This is a genomic window from Ornithinimicrobium humiphilum (assembly GCF_006716885.1).
Taxonomy (GTDB): Bacteria; Actinomycetota; Actinomycetes; order Actinomycetales; family Dermatophilaceae; genus Ornithinicoccus; species Ornithinicoccus humiphilus.
In genome coordinates this window covers 664,278-687,129 of record NZ_VFPU01000001.1, presented here as the reverse complement: position 1 = coordinate 687,129, position 22,852 = coordinate 664,278, and the positions used below count along the sequence as shown (strand labels likewise).

The window sequence follows — 22,852 nt, the reverse complement described above, 5'->3', positions numbered from 1 at the left end:
CTAAACTTTGACACTGATGTCAATGTCAACCCCGGAGGGAGACCCGGTATGAGGATCGGCGAGGCGGCCCGTCGCGCGGGGCTCTCCCCGCGCCTGGTGCGCTACTACGAGCAGCAGGGGCTGCTCTCCTCCGAGCGCGCCGACAACGGCTACCGGACCTACACCGAGGAGCACGTCGAGCGCCTGCGCCGGATCGCCGGCCTGGTCCAGTCCGGCATCCCGACCCGCCTGGTCAAGGTGCTCGTCGAGGCCGAGGACGCCGAGGCCCGCCAGGAGGAGACCTGCCCGGTGGAGGTCGCCGAGCAGCTGGTGGCCGAGCTCGGGCCCATCGAGGAGCGCATCGCCTGCCTGACCCGCAGCCGCGACTCGATCTGCGCCTTCCTCGAGCGGACCCGGCACCAGATCGACGCGCGCGCGACCTCCTGACGCGCCGGGGCACGGCATACCCCTGGGTGCGGCGCGGGGTCGACGTCGCCCGGGCACGGCGAAGGGGCGGCCCGGCTGCTGCCGGACCGCCCCTCCTTCTCATCTGCCGTGAGTGCTCCTCGGAGCCCCGCCGTCAGTCGTCGGCGAGCACCGAGAAGATCGCCTGGCCGACCTGGCTCTGCCCGCCCTTGGGGTGGGTGCGGAAGGTCGGCGTGGTGCCGAAGACGATCGCCTTGCCGCCGCTGGCCGACTCGCCCGAGATCACCGAGGCCCGGCCACCCGCGCCGAGCGGGCCCGTGGTCGCGGTGCCCCGCCAGTGACCCGCCAGCAGCGGGTTGCCCTCGGCGTAGTACTGCTCCGCCTTGGTGTTCGCGCCCAGGTTGCCGTAGGACTGGGCCGGGTAGACGAAGGCGTAGTCCTGCTTGTGCGGCTCGAGGAACGAGCCGGCCGGGGTCTCGACCTTGACGATGCCGTTGCCGCTGCCCGGACCGGTGTTCGCCGACGCCGAGACCAGCCCGAGGGCGCTCGCGGCGTTGAAGCCGTTGGAGCCGATACCGATGAGGGCGTGGCCCTCGGCCAGCCAGGCCTCCACGGCCGCCCGGCCGGCGGCCGTCTGGGAGTTGAACGTGAACGCGCTGTTGACGAGGATCACGTCGACGTCGTCCAGGACGGCGGGGTTGGCGGTGATGCTCGCGGCCGTCAGCGCCACCGGGTCCTCGAAGCCCAGCTGCAGCAGGGTGAAGCGCGCGTCCTGGTTGCCGACGTAGGCGGTCCGGACCTCGTCGAGCTCCTGGGCGTCACCGTCGTTGACGGCCTTCACCTCGGCCGGCGTGGCGGCGCGGAAGGCGATGTCGTGCTCGATGGCGGCGTTGACCGCCTTGGAGTAGGACTGCGGGCCGACGACGGCCTGACCGCTGGGGAGCAGCCACACGTCGGCGTCCTCGCTCACCAGGTCGTTGATCGCCACGTAGTCGTTGACACCGGCGACCTCGAAGGCGAGGTGCTGGGCCTTCTTGGGCACCTCCGCGACCGAGACGGGACCCGCCAGCGGCTTGGTGTGCTTGACCGGCCCGGCGGTGACGTCGCCGACCTTGTGGACGGTGGCGCCCCACAGGTAGGAGTAGCTCCAGGCCGAGATGTCGTACATCGACGGCAGCCGGTCGGAGATGTCGGTGCCCAGGTCGAGCAGCGCGTTGGCCAGGGCGCGCTTGGACTGCGCCATGTCGACGACGTAGGAGCCCTTGGGGTAGGTGACCCCGTCGACCTTCCAGTCCTTGTTGAGCTGGGTGACCTCGATGCTGTGCAGCAGCAGCTGCTCCACGAGGGCGGTCGCGTCGCTCAGCGAACGCTGGCTGCCGTCCATCGGGATGACGTAGGCCTGCGGCAGCTCCACCGGGTCCTGGTTGTCGGTGACGTCCCAGAGCGGCTTCCACTGCTCCGGCCCGGGCACCGCGTCGATGTTCTCCAGCGTGAGCGCCGTCTTGGGCTCGCCGGAGAGGGCCCGGCGGAAGAACTCGATCTGGTTGGCCAGCATCTCGTCGGAGTTCTCGTGGACGTACTCGATGGTGCTGCGGATGACCTGCTCGGCGACCGCGACGTTGATCGCCGCGCGTGCCGGCGTCATGACGGAGCCGGTGCGGCCCATCGGGAGCTCGACCGTGCTGCTCAGCGTGCCGTAGAAGGCGGCGTACTGGGCGGTGAAGATCGGGGGGTAGTCGTCCCAGCCGGACGGGGTGTCGCGGTAGGGGATCTTGATGCCACCGGCCCTGGTCAGGGGGTTGCCCGGGATCGCCGCGTCGACCACGTCCTCCTCGATCTTCAGCGCGAGGGCGTAGTTGTGCGGGATGAACAGGTCGTACTCGTAGTTCTCGCCGTGGGGCGGGCCGGTCGGCTCCACCTGCAGCTGGGTGGTGTAGCCGTGCATGTCGGCCGCGTAGAGGGCCAGCAGCTCCTGCGTGGTCCGGATGTACGACACCGTCTCCGGCGTGGTGTTGGTGATCATGTCGCGGTTCGCGTCGAAGTTCTGCGCGTTGGCCCGGGTGGCGACCGTGCGACCGTCGGGGTTCAGGGACAGCGAGAAGTAGATGCGGTGCTGCGTGAGCAGGTCCTCGACCTCGGACCAGGGGGCGTTGACCAGGTCCTCGATGACGTTCATCGAGGCGTCGGTGCCCTCCCACTCGTTGCCGTGGATGTTGGAGGAGAACCAGACCGGGGTCTTGTACTCCTGGGCGAGCTTCTTGTCCTTGGCCGCCTTGACCGGGTCCTTCTGGATCATCTCCCGGTACTTCGTCTGCTTCTTGGTCTCGGCCTTCTTCTCCGGCGCGGTCAGCGTGACCAGGTAGAGGTCACGGCCCTCGGAGGACTGGCCCACCACCTGCACGGAGATGCGGTCGCTCTGCGCCATGAGCTCCATGAGCCTGGGCGCCAGGTCGGCGTGGCCGATCAGGTTGCCCGCGTAGGAGCGGTCGTCCGGGTTGTGGGGGTAGACGCGCAACTCGGGCTGGAAGGGGTAGGACTGGGGCATGTCCAGCCCGGACCAGTCGCCGTCCTGCGGTTTGCCGGGCTTGTCCGGCTTGCCGGGCTTGCCGGGCTTGAGCTTGGAGGGCTTGTCCAAGCCCTTGCCCTTGCCCTTGGCGTCCGCGGCCGCGGTTGCGGCGGCCTCGGGGCCACCCTTGCCCGGGCCGGGGCCCGGGTCGGAGCTGGCGGAGGGTGCCAACGCCAGCGAGAGGGCGATGGACGAGGCGACGGCACCGACAAGGGTGCGCCTCGTGCTGGATAGCGACATTCGTTCTCCTACGTTCGTCTCTGAACAAGGGGGGACCGGCAGGGGGTATGCCGTGCAGCCAGTCTGCACATTTCTGCCGCGCAGACAAGACCCGGCCAGCCTATACATCACGCTCAGACCCCTGAACGGGCCCGCACGCCCGTCAAGGCCTACCGGCGAACCGGGGGGTTTTCTGGCAACTGTTGCCACCGGCAGCGGCCCAGGCGCCCACCTAGCCTGGGTGCACGCACCACCTGTCAAGGAAGAAAGGCGGAAGCATGCCCGAGCCCATCGAGGTACGCAAGGTCCCGATCCACTCCGTGAGCGACGCGAGCGAGTTCACCCGACTGCTGGACGAGGGGGTCCTGGAGGCCGACCGGGTCCTGGCGATCATCGGCAAGACCGAAGGCAATGGCGGCGTCAACGACTACACGCGCATCATCGCCGACCGGGCCTTCCGCGAGGCGCTGATGGCCAAGGGCGTGGCCGAGGACAAGGTCCGGCAGATCCCGATCGTGTGGTCCGGTGGCACCGACGGCGTCATCAGCCCCCACGCGACGATCTTCGCCACCGTCGACCCCTCGACCGTGGAGGCCACCGACGAGCCCCGCCTCACGGTCGGCATGGCGATGAGCGAGCCGATCCTGCCCGAGGAGATCGGGCGCATGGGCATGGTCGACAAGGTCGCCGACGCCGTGAAGGTCGCCATGGAGCGCGCGGGCATCACCGACCCGGCCGAGGTCCACTACGTGCAGACCAAGACGCCGCTGCTGACGATCGACACCATCCGCGACGCGCACAGCCGCGGGGAGACCGTCTTCACCGACGACACCCTCACCTCGATGGACGTCTCCAACGGCACCACCGGCCTCGGCATCGCCAAGGCCCTCGGCGAGGTCACCGAGCTGACGAACGACGACATCATGCGCGACCGGAGCAAGTACTCCGCGGTCGCCTCCTGCTCCTCGGGCGTCGAGCTCGACCGCGCGCAGGTCGTCGTCGTGGGCAACGCCACGGGCATCGGCGGCCGCTACCGGATCGGCCACTCGGTCATGGAGCACGCGCTCGACCAGGACGGCATATGGAACGCCATCCGCAACGCCGGCCTCGACCTGCCGGAGCGCCCGCACCGCGACGACCTGCAGGGTCGCCTGGTCAACGTCTTCCTCAAGTGCGAGGCGAGCCAGGACGGCAAGGTCCTGGGCCGTCGCAACGCGATGCTGGACGACTCCGACGTGCACTGGCACCGCCAGATCAAGGCCGCCGTCGGCGGCGTCACCGCCGCGGTGACCGGTGACCCGGCCGTCTTCGTCTCCGTCTCGGCCGCCCACCAGGGCCCCGACGGCGGCGGACCGGTCGCGGCGATCGTCGACCTGGGTGCGGAGCCGACGGGCTACGTGCCCCCGACCCGCTGACCCTCCGTACGGGCACGGGAGGGCTGCAGTGGGCACTCCGACGGCGCCGGGCGTGGCATCTGCCGCGCCCGGCGCCGCGCCGTCTGCGAGGTATGCCGTCCGCCGCTGGCAGCGCGTCGTCGCCGGGCTGATGGTGCCGTTCTGGTCGGTGCTCCCCGGCATGGGGCTCATCGACCTCCAGGTGATGTTCGTCCCGGACTCCTACTACGCCGACTCTGTCGCGCTGATGGTCAGCTGGGGCGCCTTCCTCACCTTCCTCGTGGCGCTGCCCTTCGGCTGGTTCGCCGTCCGCCCGCAGGAGGCGCTGCCGGTCGCGGTGGTCCTGGCCGTGGGCGCAGCGACGCTGCTGGTCGGCGCCGTGCTGGGCGGCCAGTGGCCGCCTGCTGTGGTGGCGCTGCTCGTGGTCGTGTCCGCGCTGCCGGTGCTGCCGGCCGCGCTGCACCAGGCACGTGCCGAGGGACTGGTGCTGCGGGTGCGTCCGGCGCTGCTGCTCCTCCCCCTCGCGGCGGCCCCGACCGCCTGGCGCTACGCGGCCGACGCCTTCTCCACGGCGCAGACCGACCCGTCGCGGGAGGCCTGGCAGACCAACGGCGTCGACCACTGGCCGGTGCAGGGCTCCCTGGCGATCGCCGTCGTGGCGCTGCTCGTCGTGCTGGCGCACTGGCCGCGGGCGGTGCCGGTCGTGCGTGCCGCAGTGGCCATCACCCTGGGGACGATGGCGCTGTGCTGGGCGGCCTTCCCGGACACCGTCGGCTCGGTCGACTCCGTCCCGGTCGCCGCAGGCACGCTGGCACTCGCGCTCCTCGTCGCGCTGACGGGGAAGCCGGCGACGGCCCGGTCATCGGTTCGCCGGCCCACGACATAGGCCGGGTGGCTCGGCGAGTCAGAGCCAGCCGCGCTCCTGCGCGAGACGGGCGGCGGCGACCCGCGTCGGCTCGCCCGTCTTCCCGATCGCCGACGAGAGGTAGTTGCGCACCGTCCCCGGAGACAGGTGCAGCCGGCCGGCGATGGTGCTCACCGTGGCGCCTTCCAGGGCCTCGCGAAGCACCTCCCGCTCACGCGTGGTGAGCGGGTTGGGGCCGCCGACGAGCGTCTCGGCGGCCAGGGCGGGATCGACGACCCGGAGCCCGGCATGGACCCGCCGGACGGCGTCGGCCAGCTCGCGGGCGGGGGTGTCCTTGACGACGAAGCCGTCGGCCCCGGCCTCCAGGGCACGCCGGAGGTAGCCGGGTCGACCGAAGGTGGTGACGATCAGCGAGCGGCACGCCGGCAGCTCGGTGGCGAGCCGGCGGACCACCTCGATGCCGTCGGCTCCGGGCATCTCGATGTCGAGCAGGCACACGTCCACCCGGGCGGCCCGTGCGCGGTCGACCACCTCGTCCCCGTGGCCGACCTCCGCCACCACCTGCAGGTCTGGCTCGAGACCGAGGAGCGCGGCGAGCGCTCCCCGGACGAGGGCCTGGTCGTCGGCGAGCAGGAGCCGGATCACAGCCGCACCTCGAGCCGGGTGCCGCCTCCGGGCCGGGCCCCGACCGAGACCGTGCCTCCCGCGCCCTCGACCCGCTCCCGGACCCCGCGCAGCCCCTGACCGTCGCCGCGGCGACCCGGTCCCCGCCCGTCGTCCTCGACCACGAGGTAGTCGGTCCCGAGCGCGACCCGGCAGGCCGAGGCCTGGCTGTGCCTCACCACGTTCGTCACGGCCTCGCGCAGGGCCCAGGCGAGGACGATCCGGTGGCGCGGGTCGACCACGGAGGGGTCGTCGGGCAGCTCGGCCGCGATCCCGGCGTCCGCCAGCGTGGTCCGCGCCGCCGCCACCTCCTCGGCGAGCCGGGCCACCCGGAGACCGGAGACGGTCGCGCGGATCTCGGCCAGCGCCTCCCGCGACAACGACCGGATCTGCTCCAGCTCGGCCTTGGCGCGTTCCGGGTCGACGTCCACCAGCCGCTCGGCCAGCTCCGCCTTGACGGTCACCACGGTGAGACTGTGCCCCAGGACGTCGTGCACGTCCCGGGCGAGCCGGTCCCGCTCGGCCGCGACCGTGAGCGCGTCGCGAAACTCACGGTGCTCGAGGCGGCGCTGCTCCAGCAGCCGCACAAGCCCGGTCGAGACGAGGACCAGGACGACGATCGGGGTCAGGTGCCACGTCTCGTCGTAGCGGCCCAGGGCCAGCGGCACCAGCACCACCCCGAGCAGCCCGAGGAGACCGACCGCGAGCGCTCTGGCCAGGGGCTGGCTGAACATCGCGAAGGCCACGACGAAGGGCACCATGCCCAGGGCCTGGACCTCGATGGTCGGCACGGTCAGCAGCAGCAGCACGACCAGGACCCCCAGGCCCGCGAGGCCGCGCCGGCCGACCTCGGCCCACGTGGCGGCCCTCGTCACCCGGATGAAGCCGACGACGTAGGTGGCTGCGAAGGTGACGACCAGCGCCACGGTGAGCGCACGCCATAGCGCGGGACGGTCGGCGGCCACCGCGGTGGATGCCGGGAAGGCCAGGAAGACGAGCCAGACGGCCCCCATGAGCCAGCCGAACCGCTCCCACGGATCACGGGGACCGTCGGTGTCGGCCTCCACCGGCTCGCTCACTGGCGTGCCCGGCTGCGGCGCACCAGCCACACCGCGGTCAGACCGAGCAGGATCGTCCACACCACCACGTTAGCGACCGGGATCCACAGGGCCTCGTGGACGAGCCCACCGGCGGTGCCGTCGAGACGGTCGCCACCGGTCAGCGGATGCCGCGCCAGGGTCACGACGCCGTAGAGCGGGGTGAACCGGGCGATCGTGAGCATCGAGCCCGAGAGCGGGAAGAAGATGTTGCCGAGGAAGGCCAGCACCACCAGCGACCCGCTGGCCGCCGCGGCGGCGGCCTCGGAGCGGAACGCCAGCCCGAAGCACAGCCCGTAGATCGCGAAGAGCCCCGCCCCGCCGAGCGCGATGGCCGCGCTGAGCAGCCACGCCAGGGGCGGCGCCTCGGCCCCGGTCAGCGATCCCAGCAGGAAGATCAGGGCGACCGGGACGGCCGCGACGCCCAGGGCGACCAGCACCTTGGAGAGCACGAACTCCCGGTCCTTCATCGGCGTCAGGCCGAGCTGCCGGCCCCAGCCCTGCATCCGCTCCACCGCCGCCATGCCGCCGATGCTGACGGTCGCGGTGACCGCGCCGTAGGCGGCCATCGAGACCATCACGTAGAAGGTGACGTTGCCGTTCCCGATCGGCTCGGCCCCGAAGTCCTGCGCCGCACCGAAGACGACGTAGAAGAACGCGGGCAGGACGGCGATGAAGAACATCGAGACGTAGTTGCGGGTGGTCCGGCGCAGCTCCAGCGCCGTGTAGGTGGTGTTCATCGGACGGCCTCCCGGGCCCGGGTCGTGATGCTGAGGAAGGCGCTCTCGAGCGAGCCCGCGGTGATCTCCAGGTTGCGACCGCCGAGCCCGTCCAGCAGGGCCCGGGCGATCGCGTCGGAGTCGCCGGCGACGACGGAGACGCGGTTGTCGCGGGCGGTGACGTCCACGACGGACGGAAGGGCGTGCAGGTGCGCCAGCGTCGCGGCCACGGCACCCTCGGGCAGGTCGGCGGAGACGGTGCGACCGCTGGCACGGGCACGGATCTGCTCCGTGGTGCCGTCGGCGACCAGGCGGCCGGCGGCGATCATCACGATGCGGCGGGCGAAGGCGTCCGCCTCCTCCAGGTAGTGCGTGGCGAAGACGATCGTGCGGCCGGCACGCGCCTCCGCGTGCATGGTGGCCCAGAACTCGTGCCTGGCCGACACGTCCATGCCCGCGGTGGGCTCGTCGAGGACCAGCAGGTCCGGGTCGGGCAGCAGGGCCAGGGCGAACCGCAGGCGCTGCTGCTCGCCCCCCGAGGTCAGGGACACCCGGCGGCGCGCAAGCGCCGTCAGCCCGGTGCGTTCCAGGACCTCGTCCACGGGTGCGTGGCGGGCGTAGGTGGAGGCGATCATCTGGACGGTCTCCCGCACCGTCAGGTCGGCGAGCAGCCCGCCGGTCTGGAGCACCGCCGAGACCCGACCGGCGGCGACGGCCTGCCGCGGTGCCAGTCCGACGGTCCGGACGGCGCCCGAGGTGGGTCGGGTCAGGCCCAGGACCATGTCGAGGGTGGTGGTCTTGCCGGCGCCGTTGGGGCCGAGGAAGGCCACCACCTCGCCGGTGCGGACGGTCAGGTCGATGCCGTCGACGGCCCGGACGGTCTCGCCGCCGGGCACCGGGAACGTCTTGGTCAGGTCGTGCAGCTCGACCGCGGCACGGGCAGTGTCTGGGTGCATGCCTCAAGCCTGGTTCCCGACACCGGGGGCCACCCCCGTCGTCCGTCACGACCTGACCGTGACATCCGTCATCGGCGGGCGGCAGGTGCGGCCCCCGGGCGGCACCTGACCACCAGGGCGGTCGGCCGCACCTGCCGGACCCCGTCAGAGCTGCGGGAGCGTCTCTCCGAAGCGCGTCGCCCGCTCGTAGACGCGGGCCAGGCGCAGCAGCCGGTCGTCGGCGTAGGGTGCCGCGACGAGCTGCAGCCCGACGGGCAGGCCGTCGACGAAGCCACCGGGCACGGACAGCGCCGGGCACCGGGTCGCCGAGATGACCGAGCAGGAGCGCATCCACTCGACGTAGGTCTCGAGCTTCACCCCGTCGATCTCCTGCGGCCACTTCTCGTCGGTCGGGAACGGCATGACCTGGACCGTCGCCGTGAGCAGCAGGTCGAAGGTGCCGAACCACTCGCGCACCGCCGCGTCCAGCCGCCCGCGCGCCTCGGCGGCCGACATCAGCTGCTCGGCCGTGAGCTCGACGCCCCGACGGACGTTCCAGAGCAGGTCCTCCTTGACGAGTCCGTCGTGGGTGTGGTCCCGGACGAGCCGGCGCAGGTTGGTCGCCAGCTCGAAGGCCCGGGTGACGTCGAAGACCTCGTCCGCGTCCTGCAGGCGGGGCGCCGACTCCTCGACCGTGGCGCCGAGCGAGGCCAGCACCTCGGCCTGCTGGAGCACCGCGCGCCGCACCTCGGGCGCGACCGGGACACCGACGCCCAGGTCGACGCTCACGCCGACGCGGACCCCGGTCAGGTCGGCCGGGCCGGTGTCGTCGAGCAGGGCCAGGAAGGCGGCGGAGCCGAGCGGGCTGGGCAGCGGGCCGGCCGGGTGCGGCCCGGCGACGACCGACATGCCCAGCGCCAGGTCGTCGACCGTGCGCGCCATCAGACCGTTGCGGCTGAGCCAGGCGTCCGGGTTCGCGGCCGGCACGTAGGGGACGACGCCCGGGCTGGGACGCAGGCCCACGACGTTGCACCACGCCGCCGGATTGCGCAGCGAGCCGCCCATGTCGGAGCCGTCCGCGAGCGCCTGGACGCGGGTCGCGAGCGCCACGGCCGCGCCGCCCGAGGAGCCGCCCGCCGACCGCTGCGGGTCGTAGGGGTTGCCCGTCGCCCCGAACACCGGGTTGAAGGTGTGCGACCCGGCGGCGAACTCCGGCACGTTGTTCTTGCCGGTGCAGATGACGCCGGCGTCCCACAGCCGCTCGACGACGAGGTCGCTGTGGCCGGGCACGTTGTCGGCCAGCAGCGGCGAGCCCATCGTGGTGCGGATGCCCGCCGTCGCGTGGGTGTCCTTGTGCGTCATGGGTATGCCGTGCAGCGGGGGCAGCTCCTCCCCCGCGGCGGCGCGTCGGTCGGCCTCGTCCGCCGCGGCCAGCGCCCGCTCCGGCTCGAGCGTGACGACGGCGTTGACGACCGGGTTGACCTGCTCGATGCGGGCCAGGTGGTCCTCGACGACCTCGCGGGCGCTCAGCTCGCGGGAACGCAGGGCGTCGCGCAGGGCGACCAGCCCGAGCTGGTGAGGTGCCGTCATGCTGCGCCCCCACCGGCCGGGACCCGCTCGGCGAGCGCCTGCAGGGCCTGGACGAAGACGTCCTCCGGCGGGGTGACCAGGCCGGCGCCGACCTGACCGACGCCCGCGACCCTGCCGGCCATACCGGTGTTGATCTGCGGGAGGACGCCGGTGCGGGCGACCGCGACCGCGTCGATGGCGATCGGCGCGCCGCGGAACTCCAGGATCGGCACCTGCAGGGTCGGGTGCTCGCCCAGGGTGATCTCGTACATGGTGCGGGTGGTGGTCAGCGCGAAGTCGACGTCACCGCCGACCAGGCGGACGATCGCCGGGGCCGTCGCCATGACGAAGCCACCCATGCCGGCGGTCTCGGTGATCGCGGAGTCGCCGATGTCGGGGTTGGCGTCCTCGGGCCCGTAGGAGCCGAGGAAGAGACCCTGCGGCGTGTTCGCCGGCGCGGTGAACCACTCGTCGCCGGTGCCGGCGAGCTGGATGCCGAAGTCGGTGCCGTTGCGGGCCATCGTCACCACGACGGAGGAGCCCTCGATGCCCTTGGCCGCCGCCATCGCCAGCTTGCAGGCCGGCATGACGAGGTTGAGGGCGAAGTGGTCGTTGGCGCCGACGAAGCGGCAGACCTCGGCGATGTCCTCGGCGCTGCGCTCCCCCACCTGGGTGACGATGTGCGGCAGCAGGTCGCGCAGGAACATCAGCGTGGCGCTGCGGTTGCGGTTGTGACCCTCGTCGCCCATCTGGAGCATCTGGGCCAGGTAGGCCTTGATGTCGATCGGACCGTGCCGCTCGACGGCCTCGCCGAGCACCGGGCCGAGCACGTCGCGCATCCAGCGGAGCCGGACGAGCACCTCCTCGGAGTAGGCGCCGTAGCGCAGCACCTTGCCCAGGCCCTCGTTGAGCGAGCAGTGGGAGACGGTGCCGTGCACCGGGTCGCGCAGCTCGAAGACCCACATCGACGGCGAGATGACGCCGGCCATCGGGCCGACCGCACCGCGGCTGTGGCACGGGGCCAGGGTGATGTCGGGGCCGGCGAGCTTCTCGACGGCCTCCTCCTCGGTCTCCGCGAGGCCCTCGAAGAGCATGGCGCCGATGAGGGCGCCGCGCATCGGGCCGGAGGCGCGCTCCCAGGTCAGCGGCGGACCGCTGTGGAGGAACTCGCCGGGCTTGAGGTCCAGCGCCTCGCTGGCGGGCGCGAGCCGCACGAGCTCGGCGCCGGCAGAGGTGATCCGCTCCAGCGCGAGCGCGTTGGCCTCGACGCGGCGGGGGTCGGCGAGCACCCGGGCGACCGCGTCGGCGGTGCCCTCGAGCGGTGGGCGCCACTCGACGTCGGTCACCGGGACGGCCTGCGCGCGCAGGGCGTCGGCGAAGAGGGGCGCGCCGGCGGTGACGACGGCGGGCTCGCGGGACAGCAGGCCGTGCAGCGGGCTGGTGCTCATCGGTCGGTCCTTCCGGTCTGCGACGGGGTGGGTTCGGCGGGGGTGCCCAGGTGCGACAGCGCCACCCGGACGGCCTCGGCGTTGGAGGTGTGGACGCTCGCCCCGGCCGCGGCCAGGGTCTGCGCGCAGGCCGTGAGGCCCTGGGGGTCGGACTCGGTGCCGACCAGGGCGACGACGACCGGCAGCTCGACGCCGCGCCCGGCGGCGGCCGTGCGGGCGTCGCGGATCGCATCGGCCAGTTCGCCCGAGGGGTCGGGGTGGGAGCCGTGGCCGAGGACGAGGTCGAGGAGGAGGACGCCGCAGCCGGGGTCGGCCCCCTGCTCACGGATCCGCTCCAGCCGCAGGGCGGGGTCGATCATCGGGTGGGCCCGGCCCTGGGTCAGCTCGTCGTCGCCGAAGTCGAGGACGGCGTGCCCGGTGAGCTGGTCGGTCCCGGAGACGCGGGGGCTGCCCGCCAGCGGGATGTTGGAGGTGATCGGCCCGAGGACCGGCTCGGCCACGAGCATCGCCTCGTCGGCGAGCGTGCCGCCGCAGAAGAGACCGCGCAGCGAGCCGCCGGACGGCGCACCGCCCCCGCCCCCCTCGGCGGGCCAGGACGGCCACGTCGGCACCGGGGTGCCGAGCGCGGCGAGGACGTCCTCGACGGCGGCGGTCAGGTCGGCGCGGCCCCGGCCGAGCGTGGCCCAGGAGACCGGCACGCCCAGCTCGGCGGCCAGCTGCTCGAGGCTCTCGACGACCTCGGGGGCGGCGGGCTTGGACACGATGACGACGTGCTCGGTCGCCTCGTCGGCGGCGAGCGCGCGCAGGGCCTGGCGGGCCGAACGGCCCCCGACCTCGGCGGAGAGGTCGCGACCACCCAGGCCGAGGACGTGGCTGACGCCCTCGCCGGCCAGGTCGAGCAGGCACATCACCTGCTGCGCGCCGGTGCCGGAGGCGGCGACGAGACCCACGCGCCCGGGGCGGACGACGTTGGCGAAGCCGAGGGCGGCGCCGCCGACGACGGCGGTGCCGCAGTCCGGGCCCATGACGAGCACGTCCCTGGCGGCGGCGGCGTCCTTGAGGCGGATCTCGTCCGCGACGGAGATGTTGTCGCTGAAGAGCACGACCGACATCCCCGAGGAGATCGCGTCGAGCGCGTCGGCCACCGCGTGCGTCCCCGGCGTGCTGATCAGGGCGAGGCCGGCGCCCGAGCGGCGCGCCGCCGAGCTGATGGTGCGAGGCGCCACCTCGGTGGTGCCCCCCGTCGCGCGGGAGCGCTCCAGCAGCTCCTGCAGCACGGCCTCCAGCGCAGCGCCGGCGCCGGCCAGGGCCTCGTCGTCCGCGGCGCGGAGGGCGACGACCAGGTCGTTGGGGCCGGCCTCGGCCGGCACCTCGAAGCCGTTCTCGCGCATGAGCCCGAGGTTGAGCTCGGTGCCCATGCCGATGAGCGCGTCCGAGACGCCGGGTGCCGTGCGCACCCGTTGGGAGACCTGCATCAGGGTCACGGAGTCGTAGTAGACACCGCGCCGGATCTCGACAGAGTCAGTCACGACGGTCCTTCCGAAGGGGTCGGGTCGATCAGGAGAGCGACGGCCAGACCGAGCAGGAGCGCCCGGCCGGAGGTGTGCCCGACGGCCGCCACGCGGCTCGTCGGGAGTGTGAGGTCGGCGGGTGCGCCGTGCCAGGATGAGAGCAGCTCGACCACGGGGGGAACGGCATACCCCAGGGCGGCCTGGCGGAGCAGCGTGGCGGAGAGGGCGGTGGTCCGGTGCGCCGCGGCACCGACATCCTCGGGTATGCCGTGCGCCTCGCCGTCGGTGGCGCGCAGCCCGAGCAGCAGCCCGCAGAGCAGGTCGTCGCCGGCGGGGGTCAGGCCGGGACCCAGACCGAGGAGCGCCGCGACGTCCGGGAGCGCGCCGTCCTCGGCCGCGTGCAGGGTGTCCAGGAGCGGCGCGGGCAGGTCGTCGGTGAGGTGCGGGGTGGCCAGGACGGCGGCGAGCGCGGCGCCGCGGTGGGCCAGGGGCAGCGAGGCCTGCGGCACGCGGCGCGGGCGCCAGGTGCGGCGCACGGCCAGCGCGCCGCCGCGAGCCAGGACCGTCCCGCTCCCGACCTCGACCTCGTCACCGGTCCGCAGTCGCAGGGCACGCAGGTCGTCGGCCGTGGCGAGGCGCAGGCCGCCGGGCAGCAGCAGCGCCCCCGGGGCGAGCAGCGGCAGGACCTCGTCGTCGCGCAGGAGGTAGGCGGCGCTGTCGAAGGTGCCGACGACCGTCGCGGGGGCCGGGGCGCCGTGCAGCCAGGCGGGGGCGAGCGTGGACGCGGCCGCCGGGAGCAGCGCGGCCCGGGGCGCGCTCGCCGGTCCGACCGACGGCGCCGCGGGCGCGGCGGCCGGCGGGGACGGGTCCACGGCGAGGCTCGGCACGCCGCCACGATATGCCGCGGCCCGGCTTGCATCCGCAGGCGATGTATGACAACGATTCGCCCATGCATCGTCAACTGTCGCCGGTGTCCACCCCGGCACCCTCCGGGGTGAGCCTGGCCGAGGTGCTCGAGCTGCCCGTGCTCGAGGGCACCTCCGTGCTGGCCGGGCGCGACGGTCTGGACGGTCTCGTCAGCAGCGTGAACGTCATGGAGGTGCCGGACGTCCTGCCGTGGGTGCGGCCCCGCGAGCTGCTGCTCACGACGGGCTACCCGCTGCAGTCGCACGACGCCGAGGACCTGATCGCCTGGGTCAACGGCCTCGCGGACGCCGGCGTGGGGGGCGTCGGGATCAAGCTGGCCCGCTACGTGGAGGAGCTGCCCGCCGCGGCGCTCGCCGAGGCGGACCGGCGCGGGCTGCCGGTGCTCGCGCTGCCGGCGGAGGTGAGCTTCGACGACGTGATCAACCAGGTCCTCACCCGGGTGATCAACCAGCGGGCCGACACCCTGGCCCGCGCCGAGCAGGTGCTGCAGGACCTCGTCGGCGTGGTCATCGCCGGCGGCGACCTCGACCAGGTGTGCCAGGGCGTCGTGCGGCACCTCGCCCGCGCCGCCCTGGTGACCACGATGGACGGACGGGTGCTGGCCTCCGCGGGCGAGCTGCCCGAGGACCTGGGCACCCTCCCCGGCTTCGACCCCACCGGCCGGTTCCTCGTCGAGACCGAGCTGCCCGGGATGTCGTCGGAGTTCTCCGGGACCCACCGGTTCGTCGCCCGGATCCCCGGCGGCGGCGCCGGCGGCGGGGTCGACCTCGGTCGGCTGGTCCTGCTGCGCGAGGACCCCTTCACCGCCGAGGACAACCACGTGGTCGGCCAGGCCACCACGGCCGCCGCGCTGGCGATCACCAAGCAGCAGGCGGTGGCCGCCGTCGAGGGCAAGTACCGCGGCGACTTCCTGCTCGACGCCCTGCTGGGCCGGGCCGGCGACCCCGAGCGGGTGGCCTCGCACGCCGCCGACCTCGGCTGGGACCTGCGCCGGCCGATGGCGGTCGTGGTCGCCGAGGCGGAGGCCCCGGACGACGACGACCCGGTGGCGCGCACCCTGCCCGAGCGCTTCCGGGCGGCCTGGGAGCGCGCGGTGGGCGCCGACGACGAGCTCACCGCCGTCGCCGGCTTCAGCCAGGAGGTCGTCGTCCTGCTCGGGGTGCCCGCCGAGCTCGACCCCGCCGGCGTGACGGAGAAGGTCAGGGCCATGGCCGGCGTCGTCCACGGGCGCGGCGGCGGCGGACGACGCACCTTCGCCACCGGCATCTCCCGCACGATCACCGACCTGGCCGACCTGCCCCGGGCCTACGCCGAGGCCCGCAAGGCCGTCCAGGTCGGACGACGGCTCCACGGCGAGCGCGCGGTCACCCACTTCGACGCCCTCGGCGTCTTCCGGCTGCTCTCGCAGGTCGAGGACCGCGCCGAGCTCGCCAGCTTCATCGCCGAGACGCTGGGGCCGCTGGCCGACGACACCTCCGAGGAGGCCGAGGACCTGCGCACGACGCTGACCGTGCTCCTGGACAACAACCTCAACGTCGCCCTCACCGCCCGCGCGCTGCACTTCCACTACAACTCGCTGCGCTACCGCATCGGCAAGCTCGAGCGGCTGCTCGGGCCCTTCACCACCGACCCGCGGCTGCGCTTCGCCATCATGCTGGCGCTGCAGGCCAGGCAGCTCGACTCGCCCTGACCCCGCGGCGGCGCGCTCCGCGCCCGCCCCCTGCGGGCGGCATCCGCCGCGATCAGCGGGAAGGTCGTGGGCGGACACGCCCGGTCGGCGCGGGTCCTGACAGCCCAGGTCACGGCATACTCTGCCCATCGGCGCGGGCTTGACATGTCAAGGTCTGCCGTCACCCCGACTGCCGCTCGGCACCTAGTGTCGTGCGTCACGAGGCGTGCTCCGGCAAGACTGCGGGGCCCGTGACCGCCTCACGGACAAAGGAGTGTGTGAAGTGGCGGCTTTTGGATGGAAGCTCCACGGGGACGGCAAGACGCTGGCCCCGGGAGCCGTCGTAGCCCCTGATGAGCGCCTGAGCTGGGGCCGGACCGTCGGCCTGGGCGCGCAGCACGTCGTGGCGATGTTCGGTGCCACGTTCGTCTTCCCCATCGTCATGGGGCTGAACCCCCAGCTGGCCATCATGATGAGCGGCATCGCGACGATCGCGTTCCTGCTCATCGTCAACGGCAAGGTGCCCAGCTATCTGGGCACGTCGGCCGCCTTCGTCGGCGGTGCCGCGGCGGTCTACGCCCAGGGCGGCTCGCCGCAGCAGGTCACCGGCGCGATCCTCGTCGCCGGCATCGTGCTCGCGCTCGTCGGCGTCCTCATCCACTTCATCGGCGCCGCGGCGCTGACGAAGGTGCTGCCGCCGGTGGTGACCGGCGCGGTCGTCATGCTCATCGGCTTCAACCTGGCGCCCGTGGTCGCCAACATCTACTGGCCCCAGGACCAGTGGATCGCGCTGGCCACGATGACCGTGACCATCCTGCTCGCCACGATCCTCCCGGGCTTCTGGGGCCGCGTCTCGGTCCTGCTCGGCCTGATCTTCGGGTATGTCGTGTCCTGGCTGGCCGACCTGACCACCGGCCCGATCACGGCCTACAACGCCGGCACCGGCGAGGTCGACACCCACAACCGCGTCAACTGGGACGGCGTCGTCTCCGCCCCGTGGTTCGGCTTCCCGCCCGCGACCGACACCGCCAACGGCGTCGTCGGCTGGCACCTGCCCGACGTCAACCTGACCTTCGTGCTGCTCATGCTGCCCGCGGTCATCGCGCTGGTCGCCGAGAACGCCGGCCACGTCAAGGCCGTCGAGGAGATGACCAAGACCGACCTCGACCCGATGATGGGTCGCGCGATCGCCGCCGACGGTGTCGGCACCATCCTCGCCAGCTCGGTCGGTGGCTCGCCGACCACGACCTACGCCGAGAACATCGGCGTCATGGCCTCCACCCGGGTCTACTCGACGGCGGCCTACTACGCCGCGGCCGTCGTGGCCATCGCCTTCGGCCTCTCGCCGAAGTTCGGTGCGCTCGTGTCGGCGGTCCCCGGCGGTGTCCTCGGCGGCATCACCGTGGTCCTCTACGGCATGATCGGCCTGCTCGGCGCCAAGATCTGGGTCGAGAACAGGGTCGACTTCTCCCGCCCGATCAACCTGGTCCCCGTCGCGGCCGGCATCATCATCGCCATCGGCGACACCTCGCTGAACGTCACCGACACGTTCTCGCTGGCCGGCATCGCGCTCGGCACGATCGTGACGATCGTCGCCTACCACCTGGTGGCCTGGCTGATGCCCGCCTCCATGCGCGAGGCCAACTTCGGCACCGCGACGATCGCCGACCCGCCCGGCGGCCAGAACCTGGAGAACCTCGGCCTCGCCGAGAACTACGGCCTCTACGGCCACCGCATCCTGGGCCGCACGCCCGAGGGGCACCTGATCGTCGAGGAGCACGCGCAGGAGACCGGCGCCGACCCGACGCCTTCCGGCGGGCCCGACCGGGCCTGACACGGCTCGCGGGCCGGGTGCCGCCCGGCACCCGGCCCGCGGCCCGTTCTCCCCCGTGCCCGACACTGGACGACCCCGACCGACCCCGACCCACCCCCATCCCGAGGAGCAGGTGATCCGCCGATGAAACCGGCACCCTTCGTCTACCACGCAGCGGCCGACGTGGAGGAGGTCCTCGACCTGCTGGCCGAGCTGGGCACGGAGGCCAAGATCCTCGCCGGGGGCCAGTCCCTCGTCCCGGTCCTCAACATGCGCCTGGCCGGCCCGGAGCACCTCGTCGACATCAACCGGGTGCCGGGGCTCGACGCCATCACCGTCACCGACGACGCCGTGCGGGTCGGCGCCCTGGTCCGCCACGCCGACCTGCTGGCCTCGGCCGAGGCCCGCGACGCCCTCCCCCTGCTCGGGCAGGCCCTGCGCTGGGTCGCCCACCCCGTCATCCGCAACCGCGGCACCACGGTCGGCTCCCTCGTGCACGCCGACCCCGCGGGCGAGATGCCCGCGATCCTGGCCCTCACCGGCGGCTCCGTCGTGCTGCGCTCCCGCCGTGGCGAGCGCACCGTGCCCGCCGAGGAGTTCTTCGTCGGCCCGATGGAGTCCTGCGTGCTGGCCGACGAGCTGGCCGTCGAGGCCGTCTTCGGCCGCTTCCCCGCGGGCACCCGCACCGCGTTCTCCGAGATCGCCCGCCGCCACGGCGACTACGCCATGGCCGGCGTGGGCCTCGCGGTCCGCACCGACGGCCCCGACGGGCCCGTGCAGGACGCCCGCGCCGGCTTCGTCTCGCTCACCGAGGTCCCCGCCGTCCTCGACCTGACGCCCGTCCTCGAGGGCGCCGTCGCCGCCGACCTGCCCGGTCTGGCCGAGGCCGTCACCGAGGCCGTCGGCAGCTTCGTCGACCCCGTCGACGACATCCACGCCACCGCCGACTACCGGCGCCACCTCGCCGCCGTCCAGACCAACCGCCTGCTCGCGGGGCTGCTGGCGGGCGAGACCACGACCACCACCACCGAGGAGACCAGCGCATGAGCACGCCCGGCACGTCCACCACCGACGGCACCGCAGGGCAGACTCCGACGCAGCCGCACGTCGGCAGCGTCCGCGGCCGGGTCGTCACGACGGTCCCGCGCGCCCCCTTCGACCCCGCGGGCGGGGAGGCCCGCCCCGAGGAGCTCGTGGACGTGCGGCTGCGCGTCAACGGCGCCGAGCACCACATCCGTGTCCCGGGGCGACGCCTGCTCTCGGACGCGCTGCGGCACGACCTGGAGCTCACCGGCACCCACGTCGGCTGCGAGCACGGCGTCTGCGGCGCCTGCACCGTGCTGATGGACGGCAGGCCCGTCCGCGCCTGCCTGATGTTCGCGGCGAGCGCCGAGGGCTCGGAGATCACCACGGTGGAGGGCCTCACCCGGCCCGACGGCGAGCTCGGTCCCGTGCAGCAGGCCTTCGTGGAGTGCCACGGCCTGCAGTGCGGCTTCTGCACCCCGGGCTTCCTCACCACGATCACGGCCTACCTCGACGAGAACCCCGACCCCAGCCCGGAGGAGGCACGCGAGGCCGTGGCCGGCAACCTGTGCCGCTGCACCGGCTACCAGAACATCGTCAAGGCGGTCTGCCGCGCCGCCGAGCTGCGCCGCGAGGAGGGCGACCGATGACCACCACCGCGGGCGACACCCGCAGCGTCGGCGCACCGATCACGCGCCGCGAGGACCCGCGCCTGGTCCGGGGCGACGGCCGCTACCTCGACGACCTGGCGCACGACGCGCTGGCCGCGTCCTTCGTGCGCAGCCCGCACGCCCACGCCAAGGTCGTCGACATCGACGTCACCGGGGCGATCGACGTCGAGGGCGTCGTGGCCGTCTGGACCTACGAGGACCTCGAGGGCACCGGCACCGCGGCCGAGCCGCTGCCGATGCTGCTCCCGCACCCGAGCATCCAGAACCCGGTCACCGGCTACGCCCTGGCGCGGGAGCGGGTCCACCACGTGGGCGAGCCCGTCGTCATGGTCGTCGCCCGCGACCGCTACGTCGCCGAGGACGCTGCCCAGCGCGTCCGCGTCACCTACGAGGTGCTCCCGGCCGTCGTCGGGGTCGCCGCGGCCCGGGCGGCCGAGCGGGTCGTCCACGAGGAGGCCCCCGGCAACGTCGGTGCCTACTTCGAGCAGCACCTCGGCGACGCCGCGGGCCAGATCGCCACCGCTCCCCACGTGCTCGAGCTCGACCTCGACATCGAGCGCAGCGCCTGCATGCCGATGGAGGGCCGGGGCATCCTGGCCCGCTGGGACGGCGAGGAGGGGCGCCTCAAGGTGCACGCCTCCACGCAGACCTCGACCGGTCTGCGCGCCGCCCTGGCCGCCAAGCTCGGCCTGCCGCTGAGCGCGGTCGACGTCGTCGCGCCCGACGTGGGAGGCGGCTTCGGCGTCAAGATCGTCCACCCCTGGCCCGAGGACGTGGCGGTCGCCGCCGCGGCGATGCGGCTGCGCACCACGGTGAAGTGGGTCGAGGACCGCCGCGAGCACTTCATCTCCTCCGCGCACGAGCGCCAGCAGCTGCAGCACGTGCGGGTCGGCTTCGACGACGACGGCCGCATCCTCGGCCTGGAGGTCGAGCTCTGGCACGACCACGGCGCCTACATGCCCTACGGCGTCATCGTCCCGCTCAACACGGCGACCCACATCCCGGGCCCGTACAAGATGCGCAACTACTCGGTCACGTTCACGAGCCTCTACACCAACACCGTGATCGTCACGCCCTACCGCGGTGCCGGCCGGCCCCAGGCGGCCTACCTCATGGAGCGCACGATGGACGCCGTCGCCCGCTCGCTCGGCAAGGACCGGGCCGAGGTGCGCGCCGTCAACTTCGTCCAGCCCGAGGAGATGCCCTGGGACCTGGGCCTGGTGCTCCAGGACGGCCGCATGGGCGTCTACGACTCCGGCGACTTCCCGACCAGCCTGGAGAAGCTGAAGGAGCTCGTCGGCTGGGACGACTTCGAGGCCTACCGCGAGCAGGCCCGCGCCGAGGGCCGCCGGGTCGGGATCGGTATGGCGTGCTACGTCGAGGGCACCGGCGCCGGTCCCTACGAGGGCGGGCACATCGAGATCGAGACCAACGGTCGCGTCAACGTGTCCACCGGCCTGACGACCCAGGGCCAGGGCCACCAGACGGTCTTCGCCCAGATCGTCGCCGACGAGCTCGGCGTCAAGGTCGAGGACGTCCACGTGACCACCGGCGACACCCGCCGCATGGCCTACTCGGTCGGCACCTGGGGCTCCCGCGGCGCCGTGATGAGCGGCAACGCCCTCCTGCTCACGGCCCGCAAGGTCAAGGAGCGCGCGCTCAAGATCGCGGCGGACGCGCTCGAGGCCAATCCCGACGACCTGGAGATCGTCGACGGCATCGTCCGGGTCAAGGGTGCGCCCCAGACCCAGATCCCGCTGCCGATGGTCGCGGTGCTGGCCAACCCGCTGCGCTACGCCTTCGACGAGACGGCCCGGGCCGCCACCCAGTTCGGCGGCAGGATGGACGAGTCGAAGCCGCCGATCGCCGACGCGGAGCACCCCGGTCTGGAGGAGAGCGAGTTCTTCTCGCCCGTCCGGACGACCTTCGCCAACGGCATGCACGCCGCGATCGTGGAGACCGACCCGGACACGGCCGAGATCACGGTGCTGCGCTACTGCGTCGTTCACGACTGCGGCCCGATGCTCAACCCGATGATCGTCGAGGGCCAGGTCCACGGCGGCGTCGCCCAGGGCATCGGTGGCGCGCTCTACGAGCACCTCGCCTACGACGCCGACGGCCAGCTGCTCAACGCCTCGTTCATGGACTTCCTCATGCCGTTCGCCACCGAGGTGCCGCACATCGAGACGGACCACCTCGAGACGCCCTCGCCGCTGAACCCGCTCGGCATCAAGGGTGCCGGCGAGGCCGGCACCATCCCCACCACCGCCGCGATCGCCTCCGCGATCGAGGACGCCGAGGGCATCCGGATCACCCGGATGCCCATCTCGCCCACCGACCTGTGGGAGCTGCGCCGGCGCACCGCCGCCGACGCCACGACCACCACCCCCGAGGCCGGGGACGTCCCGTCCTCGACCGCGCACGACGAGGAGAGCTGAATGCAGATCACCGGCCGTAACCACCTCTCGGTCGACCCGACCACCGCCTGGGCGGCGTTCCACGACGCCGGCGTGCTGGAGCGGTCGCTGCCCGGCTGCCAGAGCCTGCGTGAGGTCGAGCCGGGCCGCTACGACATGACGGTGAGCGCGGGCGTCGCGGCGATCAAGGGCACCTACGACGGCCAGGCCGTCTTCTCCCAGGAACAGGAGCCGGTCAGCTTCGTCCTCTCGCTCTCCGGCGCCGGCGGCCCGGGGACCGTCAACGCCGACGTCCACGTGCGCCTCACCGAGGCGGCCGACGGCGGGACCGACCTCGACTGGACCGCGGACGCCGTCGTGGGCGGCCCGGTGGGCGGCGTGGGCCAGCGGATGCTGTCCTCGGTCGCGCGTCGGCTCGCCTCGCAGTTCTTCTCCAACATCGACCGCGACCTGGCCTCCGGCGGCTCCGCGGCTGCGGCGGGGCCCAGCGCCCCCGACGAGGACGGGGCCGCCCCGGCAGCCGCCGGCACCGCCGGCGGCGAGGCCGGGACGACGTCCGGCGCCTCCTCCGCGGGCGCGCCGCGCGTGACCTTCACGCCCGACCCGCGGGCGGCCGCCGCGGTCAGCGTCGGCGCGCCGCTGCTGCCGATGCTGGCCGGCGCCGCGATCGCCCTCGTGGGCGTCGCGCTCGGCGCCCGCCTGCGCCGCCGCTGACGCCACCGCGACGCACGACGCGGACCGCCGCTCGCCGACCTGCCTCGGCGCGCAGCGGTCCGCGTTCGTCGTCCGGGCCACTTCGTCGACTCGGCACCGTTCGGACCACCTCGCAGCAGCCTGACCAACGCACGGCAACATCTGCCGAACTCTTCGGGTCTCGTCGTCAGGATCTGCCGTGCAGGATCGCCCCCTCGCCGGATTGAATCGGGGACAACATTCAGCAG

Annotated in this window: 18 protein-coding genes; 9 read left to right on the top strand and 9 right to left on the bottom strand. The window is 73.3% G+C overall.

Annotated features, from left to right (window positions below; all coding sequences use genetic code 11):
- Positions 1 to 48: 48 nt before the first annotated feature.
- Complete coding sequence (locus tag FB476_RS03110; protein WP_141817482.1) at positions 49 to 426, top strand: MerR family transcriptional regulator; 378 nt, start codon at positions 49 to 51, stop codon at positions 424 to 426.
- 133 nt (positions 427 to 559) lie between these two features.
- Here FB476_RS03110 and FB476_RS03105 read toward each other — a convergent pair whose 3' ends face one another.
- A complete protein-coding gene (locus tag FB476_RS03105; RefSeq protein ID WP_170233506.1) occupies positions 560 to 3,211 on the bottom strand; it encodes a M14 family zinc carboxypeptidase in 2,652 nt (883 codons plus the stop codon).
- 257 nt (positions 3,212 to 3,468) lie between these two features.
- Here FB476_RS03105 and bar point away from each other — a divergent pair, with 257 nt between their 5' ends.
- The gene (gene bar, locus FB476_RS03100; protein WP_141817480.1) at positions 3,469 to 4,605 is read left to right on the top strand and encodes a barbiturase; all 1,137 of its coding nucleotides are present in this window, start codon (positions 3,469 to 3,471) and stop codon (positions 4,603 to 4,605) included.
- A gap of 52 nt (positions 4,606 to 4,657) precedes the next feature.
- On the top strand, positions 4,658 to 5,470 hold the full coding sequence (locus tag FB476_RS03095) for a hypothetical protein (RefSeq protein WP_141817479.1): 813 nt from the start codon (positions 4,658 to 4,660) through the stop codon (positions 5,468 to 5,470).
- An 18-nt stretch (positions 5,471 to 5,488) separates the two neighbouring features.
- Here FB476_RS03095 and FB476_RS03090 read toward each other — a convergent pair whose 3' ends face one another.
- The 8 genes from FB476_RS03090 to FB476_RS03055 all read right to left on the bottom strand — a co-directional run bounded on the left by FB476_RS03090 (position 5,489) and on the right by FB476_RS03055 (position 14,278).
- A complete protein-coding gene (locus tag FB476_RS03090) occupies positions 5,489 to 6,094 on the bottom strand; it encodes a response regulator transcription factor (protein ID WP_141817478.1) in 606 nt (201 codons plus the stop codon).
- Positions 6,091 to 7,191: a sensor histidine kinase gene (locus FB476_RS03085; protein ID WP_202876883.1), complete on the bottom strand. Its 1,101-nt coding sequence runs from the start codon at positions 7,189 to 7,191 to the stop codon at positions 6,091 to 6,093. The genes FB476_RS03090 and FB476_RS03085 overlap by 4 nt, the downstream gene beginning before the upstream one ends.
- On the bottom strand, positions 7,188 to 7,949 hold the full coding sequence (locus FB476_RS03080; RefSeq protein ID WP_141817477.1) for an ABC transporter permease: 762 nt from the start codon (positions 7,947 to 7,949) through the stop codon (positions 7,188 to 7,190). Before FB476_RS03080 ends, FB476_RS03085 begins: the two co-directional genes overlap by 4 nt.
- Positions 7,946 to 8,884 carry an ABC transporter ATP-binding protein gene (locus tag FB476_RS03075; RefSeq protein WP_141817476.1) on the bottom strand — a complete coding sequence of 313 codons (939 nt, stop codon included), beginning with the start codon at positions 8,882 to 8,884 and terminating at the stop codon, positions 7,946 to 7,948. Before FB476_RS03075 ends, FB476_RS03080 begins: the two co-directional genes overlap by 4 nt.
- Positions 8,885 to 9,028: 144 nt before the next feature.
- Positions 9,029 to 10,453, bottom strand: coding sequence for an amidase (locus FB476_RS03070; protein ID WP_141817475.1), 1,425 nt, complete (start codon positions 10,451 to 10,453; stop codon positions 9,029 to 9,031).
- On the bottom strand, positions 10,450 to 11,880 hold the full coding sequence (locus FB476_RS03065; protein WP_141817474.1) for a YlbE family protein: 1,431 nt from the start codon (positions 11,878 to 11,880) through the stop codon (positions 10,450 to 10,452). Before FB476_RS03065 ends, FB476_RS03070 begins: the two co-directional genes overlap by 4 nt.
- On the bottom strand, positions 11,877 to 13,409 hold the full coding sequence (locus tag FB476_RS03060) for an FdrA family protein (protein ID WP_238329526.1): 1,533 nt from the start codon (positions 13,407 to 13,409) through the stop codon (positions 11,877 to 11,879). Before FB476_RS03060 ends, FB476_RS03065 begins: the two co-directional genes overlap by 4 nt.
- A complete protein-coding gene (locus FB476_RS03055) occupies positions 13,406 to 14,278 on the bottom strand; it encodes an oxamate carbamoyltransferase subunit AllH family protein (RefSeq protein ID WP_141817473.1) in 873 nt (290 codons plus the stop codon). Before FB476_RS03055 ends, FB476_RS03060 begins: the two co-directional genes overlap by 4 nt.
- A 62-nt stretch (positions 14,279 to 14,340) precedes the next feature.
- Between FB476_RS03055 and FB476_RS03050 the strand changes: the two genes are divergently transcribed.
- From FB476_RS03050 to FB476_RS03025, 6 genes are all read left to right on the top strand, one after another.
- On the top strand, positions 14,341 to 16,008 hold the full coding sequence (locus FB476_RS03050; RefSeq protein WP_141817472.1) for a PucR family transcriptional regulator: 1,668 nt from the start codon (positions 14,341 to 14,343) through the stop codon (positions 16,006 to 16,008).
- Between the two features lie 262 nt (positions 16,009 to 16,270).
- Entirely contained in the window at positions 16,271 to 17,821 is a 1,551-nt protein-coding gene (locus FB476_RS03045; protein WP_141817471.1) for a uracil-xanthine permease family protein, read from the top strand.
- A 123-nt stretch (positions 17,822 to 17,944) separates the two neighbouring features.
- Positions 17,945 to 18,847: an FAD binding domain-containing protein gene (locus FB476_RS03040; RefSeq protein ID WP_141817470.1), complete on the top strand. Its 903-nt coding sequence runs from the start codon at positions 17,945 to 17,947 to the stop codon at positions 18,845 to 18,847.
- Complete coding sequence (locus FB476_RS03035) at positions 18,844 to 19,473, top strand: (2Fe-2S)-binding protein (protein WP_141817469.1); 630 nt, start codon at positions 18,844 to 18,846, stop codon at positions 19,471 to 19,473. The genes FB476_RS03040 and FB476_RS03035 overlap by 4 nt, the downstream gene beginning before the upstream one ends.
- Entirely contained in the window at positions 19,470 to 21,932 is a 2,463-nt protein-coding gene (gene cutA, locus FB476_RS03030) for an aerobic carbon-monoxide dehydrogenase large subunit (RefSeq protein ID WP_141817468.1), read from the top strand. Before FB476_RS03035 ends, cutA begins: the two co-directional genes overlap by 4 nt.
- Positions 21,933 to 22,625, top strand: coding sequence for an SRPBCC family protein (locus FB476_RS03025; protein WP_141817467.1), 693 nt, complete (start codon positions 21,933 to 21,935; stop codon positions 22,623 to 22,625).
- Positions 22,626 to 22,852 lie beyond the last annotated feature (227 nt).

Excerpts from the sequence above, each read along its gene's own strand:
- FB476_RS03110 (WP_141817482.1), top strand. The coding sequence starts at position 49 with ATGAGGATCGGCGAGGCGGCCCGTCGCGCGGGGCTCTCCCCGCGCCTG.
- FB476_RS03105 (WP_170233506.1), bottom strand. The coding sequence starts at position 3,211 with ATGTCGCTATCCAGCACGAGGCGCACCCTTGTCGGTGCCGTCGCCTCG.
- bar (WP_141817480.1), top strand. The coding sequence starts at position 3,469 with ATGCCCGAGCCCATCGAGGTACGCAAGGTCCCGATCCACTCCGTGAGC.
- FB476_RS03080 (WP_141817477.1), bottom strand. The coding sequence starts at position 7,949 with ATGAACACCACCTACACGGCGCTGGAGCTGCGCCGGACCACCCGCAAC.
- FB476_RS03075 (WP_141817476.1), bottom strand. The coding sequence starts at position 8,884 with ATGCACCCAGACACTGCCCGTGCCGCGGTCGAGCTGCACGACCTGACC.
- FB476_RS03070 (WP_141817475.1), bottom strand. The coding sequence starts at position 10,453 with ATGACGGCACCTCACCAGCTCGGGCTGGTCGCCCTGCGCGACGCCCTG.
- FB476_RS03065 (WP_141817474.1), bottom strand. The coding sequence starts at position 11,880 with ATGAGCACCAGCCCGCTGCACGGCCTGCTGTCCCGCGAGCCCGCCGTC.
- FB476_RS03050 (WP_141817472.1), top strand. The coding sequence starts at position 14,341 with ATGCATCGTCAACTGTCGCCGGTGTCCACCCCGGCACCCTCCGGGGTG.
- FB476_RS03040 (WP_141817470.1), top strand. The coding sequence starts at position 17,945 with ATGAAACCGGCACCCTTCGTCTACCACGCAGCGGCCGACGTGGAGGAG.
- FB476_RS03035 (WP_141817469.1), top strand. The coding sequence starts at position 18,844 with ATGAGCACGCCCGGCACGTCCACCACCGACGGCACCGCAGGGCAGACT.
- cutA (WP_141817468.1), top strand. The coding sequence starts at position 19,470 with ATGACCACCACCGCGGGCGACACCCGCAGCGTCGGCGCACCGATCACG.
- FB476_RS03025 (WP_141817467.1), top strand. The coding sequence starts at position 21,933 with ATGCAGATCACCGGCCGTAACCACCTCTCGGTCGACCCGACCACCGCC.